2 protein-coding genes and 1 riboswitch are annotated in these 2,875 nt (G+C 44.6%); both genes read left to right on the top strand.

Annotated features, from left to right (window positions below; translation table 11 throughout):
• On the top strand, positions 1-1,467 hold a 1,467-nt coding region (locus tag AC1DSE_RS33740; protein WP_477528957.1), incomplete at its 5' end, for a methyl-accepting chemotaxis protein.
• Between the two features lie 147 nt (positions 1,468-1,614).
• Positions 1,615-1,816: riboswitch (cobalamin riboswitch) on the top strand.
• Positions 1,817-1,965: 149 nt separating this feature from the next.
• On the top strand, positions 1,966-2,875 hold a 910-nt coding region (locus AC1DSE_RS33745), incomplete at its 3' end, for a prenyltransferase/squalene oxidase repeat-containing protein (RefSeq protein ID WP_477528958.1).

The raw sequence follows: 2,875 nt of genomic DNA on the forward strand, positions 1-2,875 counted from the left end.
GGCTATATCCCAACACATAATAGCATTTACAGCCCTATGGGAGAAGAATCAAAAGATGCTTGGGGCGACGAGGGACTTCTTAGTCAAAACTACCGGGCCAATCGGATTTTTAACGATAAAACAGGCTACAATGCCGCTACGAATACGAAGACGGATGATGTCCTCCTGCAAAAATATAATAGACTAATAGACGGGAAAACGGTAGAAACGTGGGATATTTCCTACCCATTAATTATCGATGGCAAACATTGGGGGGGCGTACGTGTTGCATTGTCTAAAGAAAAGGCAGATGCGCTCATCGCTTCAGAAAGAACGATGGTTGTCATGCAATTTGGTGGCCTGATGGCTGTTGTATTGGTCGTTTTGTTTCTTCTATCACAATTTATGGTAGGACGTAAGCTTCGTAATATTGTTCATGCTGCAATTAATCTTAATTCTAGCGAAGCGGATCTTACCTATCGTATAGAAAATAAAGGAAATGATGAAATTGCTCGCCTAGGCGAAGAAATCAATCATTTCATTGCCCATATGCAAGGCTTAATGCGGACGATTCGGAACAATGCCGCATCCGTATCGGATTTTGCAGGCCGATTGGGTGTAGGCTCGCAGCAAAGCCGAGAGCTCTCCTCGCAGCTTGCTTCCTCTGTGAATGAGATGGCAATTGGCGCGGAAAATCAAGCGGACGGAGCAGTTGAGGCAGCAAGGTCTATGGAGGAAATGGCGACGAGCGTAGGAAGGATTGCTCACTCCTCGAGCCAAATGTCTGAAGCGTCGAACGATATGCTGCAAGCAGCGGAGCTGGGCCATGAAAAATCGGATCATGCGGTTGGTCAAATGGAGCGGCTTGGCGCGGCAACGGCTTCGATATCACGAGTGATTGGAGAGCTTAATGAGCGCTCATCCGAAATCCAAGAGATGGCAGGCACGATTGCTGCCATTGCAAATCAGACGAATTTACTCGCTCTAAACGCTGCTATAGAAGCGGCACATGCAGGGGAGTATGGCCGTGGATTTGCAGTAGTATCAAGTGAAGTGAGAAAGCTGGCGGAACAGGCTTCGGCACATGCGGGCCATATCGAAGAAACGATTAATGAGGTGCTAGCCTTGACTGCCGATGCTGTTGGCGCGGTCACTGCAGGAGAGCAAGAAATGGAACAAGGATTACTCATCGTTCAGGAGCTGAAGGTATCTTTTGACACGATATGGAAGGAATCCCGCCTTGTTGCCTCACAAATTGAAGACGTATCTGCTTCAACGGAGGAGATGGCAGCAGGCAGCGAGGAAGTGAGCGCTTCCGTTGAATCGATGGCGCAGGTCGCCAAGGATACTTCAACTCATGCTGCGCAATCGGCAGCAGACACTGAGCGGCAAAATCAGCTCGCAGCTGAAACGCAGCAGCTTGCTTCATCTGTAAATGAGCTTTCGGAGGAGCTTCAGCGCTCGATTACGAGATTTAAAATTGAGTAATTTGTAGCTGAAGTAGATTTATGATGAAATACGAGTCATAGTCACAATAAATTGAATAGAGAATTGTACAAGTTGAAAAAAAACGGTCAGAACCTTTGTCTAATCCTTTCAAATTTGATACAATTCACAAAACAAGCACTTACAATTTCATAGAATAGCTAATATGGTGCTGCCGTGAATCTATCATTCACAAGCAGCTTAATAGGGAAGTTCGGTCAAAATCCGACGCGGTCCCGCCACTGTATCGCGGAGCAGACGATCATGTTGTCCACTGTCATATCACGACGGGAAGGAGATCGTCTAAGCAATGAAGCGAAGCCAGGAGACCTGCCATAGGAGCGCTCTATATTTCTCACGAGGATGGGAGGGAGATGTTTATTCGTGCTTTTGCAATAGGTGGATTCCTATGCTTCCATGCGCACGTGTTTATCCAAACATCTTTCCACAAACGGAAAGATGTTTTTTTGTTGCCAAAAATGATTAAAGGGAGAGAAAACATTGCTTAATTTAAAAAGATTTATGAAAAAGAGTTTGCCTGCAATTTTAAGTTTTGTATTGGTGTTTACTTTATTTGCACCACAAGTAGGTAAAGCGGCAGATCATTCTGCGAATACGTCATTGAATGAGATGATTGATAAGACGGTTGAGTATTATAAAAATAGAAATACAACATTGAATTCTTGGTGGGAAATTGTTGCCCTTTGGGGTGCTGGAGAAAACCTGCAGGATGGCAGTTGGAAGCTGCCTAGTTGGAAGACCGTGGATCCGGGGTTGAAGCCTAATGATAGTGATACAACTCATATCCGCTATATTTATTCATTACTCGCGATGGGTGAAGATCCTGCGCATGCGTGGGAAACGGATCGAAATCTGTATGCGGAGTTAGCTGCACAACTAAATAAGGATACAGGGTCATTCGCCGGTTCAACAAACAGGCATATGTGGGCGATGCATGCACTTGACACGGGTGCAAAGCTTGGGAGTGACGTTGGTAGCTGGGATGATACCTCAAAGAATAAGGCATTAAAATATCTATTAAGTAAACAGTTGAATGACGGTGGATTTGCATTTTTTGGAAAAGATTCTGATCCTGATATGACTGGTATGGGGCTGCTTGCACTCGGCAATTATCAGAATGATAGTGCTGTTCAAGCTGCGATTGTAAGAGTGAAAAATTATTTGCAAACTATAAAGTTAAACCAAGAAAATGTCATGTATGGAAAAAACTCGAGCAGCACTTCTGCCGTAGTAAGCGGATTAACAGCCGTTGGCGAGGATATGTTGTCTGATGTCTGGATGGCTAATGACAAATCAGTACTTGATACTTATTCATTGTTCCAGCTCCAGAATGGAGCATTTAAGAACGATTTAGATAAAGGTTCTAATTCAATCGCTACAGAGCAAGCAC

This window comes from Paenibacillus sp. 01L418, from assembly GCF_056400045.1.